This window comes from Pseudarthrobacter sp. R1, assembly GCF_024494415.1.
Lineage (GTDB): Bacteria > Actinomycetota > Actinomycetes > Actinomycetales > Micrococcaceae > Arthrobacter.
The window spans coordinates 1-1,243 of record NZ_JAMKFI010000046.1; the positions used below are offsets into that span (position 1 = coordinate 1).

A 1,243-nucleotide genomic window follows, 5' to 3' on the forward strand; every position below is an offset into this window, starting at 1 on the left:
TGCCGGCAAGGTCTGGGGTGCTTCGGGGGCCGGGGCCGTGGCCACCAGGGACCGGTCAAACGAGATGGCGGCGCCGGGAGAAGCCTGGGCTGGTCCCTCCGCCAGGGCCGCACTGCCCGCAGCTGTCACCAGCGGCCGGTCCGGGCCCGTGCCGGCATTGGCCGCAGTGATGGTGGCACCGACGAGCATGGCCACGGTGATCGTGGCCGCTGCCGGAAGGTTGCGGCGAAGAACGGCGAAGTCCCGGCGGGTAGGCCGGTGCCGGCTGCGCCGGGGCCCAGCTGAGGAGGGGCGGAACGAACTCGCGGGCACCGGGTTACGGTGCCGGCCGCGGGCAGGGGAGGACTGCATGGGGATCCTTTCGGCGCCTGCGAAGTTAGCTGTCGGGTTCGGGCCAGGAATAAGCCCGGCCGGAGCTACAAACCTCTCAGACAGGAGGTCTTCGTCCGGCTTCACCCCAAGGCAGTGCAACTGCCAGAAAGTGGGTTCTCCGCCCCCGCCATGGAAGACCTGCTGTTGCGAGTCCGCGGCGGGGCTGGGCGTACAGACTCAAAAGGCACCGATACAGAAATGCCTGTACCCACGTTACCCTAAGATAACGAACCGTTATAATCGCGTGAGCTGTGGCACGTAGCCGGGCGTCCGTCCCTTTCGGTTTATTTCTGTTCCCCGTAAAACCGATTGCTCTGGGTACCTTCAAGTGTTCACAGGTTGGGGGCCTGGTCTCCTCCGCGCCATGCCGACCTGGAGCTGGGTGCCCCACGCTCGACGTCGTTTACCCAAGTTTTGATGACAGCGACGGCGGGATCCTGCTGGCGATGACGGCCTACGTTCCGCCCCGCGCGGTTCCCACGACGCTGGTCCTGGACAGTGAAGGCCCCGTCAGTGCCACGATTTTGGATATTTCCGAGAAAGAGACCCTCAAGGCGCCCATCGTGGCGGCACTGGCCGGACAGTAAGGAAGCGCGCAGGAGAATTGCTGCAACACGCGGGGCTTACCGTCGCCGTTCGGGCCTGTCTGCCAGCTGCTGCAGGTAGTGGTTGTAGGCCTCCATGTCAGCGTCGCCGCCTGCCGCGGCCACCACGCGCTCTGTCCGCGCCCAGCCACGGGCTTCATCCCGCTGCCAGCGGACAAGGATGAACATCAGCAGCAGCACCCCGGGCAACTCACCATAGGACCACGCCAGGCCTCCGGCGACCTCCTGGTCACGCATCGGATCGATATTCCACGCCGCCGGCGGGC

Annotated in this window: 1 protein-coding gene, 2 pseudogenes and 1 riboswitch; of the genes and pseudogenes, 1 reads left to right on the forward strand and 2 read right to left on the reverse strand. The window is 66.1% G+C overall.

The genetic code is table 11. The features are described 5' to 3' along the window. Window positions 1-351: pseudogene (locus M8J71_RS22925) on the reverse strand (hypothetical protein); the annotation flags it as partial. Between the two features lie 2 nt (window positions 352-353). After that, window positions 354-525, reverse strand: a riboswitch (cyclic di-AMP (ydaO/yuaA leader). A gap of 236 nt (window positions 526-761) precedes the next feature. On the opposite strand from M8J71_RS22925, the pseudogene M8J71_RS22930 reads away from it, so the two are divergent. After that, window positions 762-959 (forward strand): annotated as a pseudogene (locus M8J71_RS22930) (TlpA family protein disulfide reductase); the annotation flags it as partial. A gap of 36 nt (window positions 960-995) precedes the next feature. On the opposite strand, the gene M8J71_RS22935 reads toward M8J71_RS22930, so the two are convergent. Beyond that, window positions 996-1,243: cytochrome c oxidase assembly protein (locus M8J71_RS22935; protein ID WP_256250156.1), on the reverse strand; the 248-nt coding region annotated here is incomplete at its 5' end.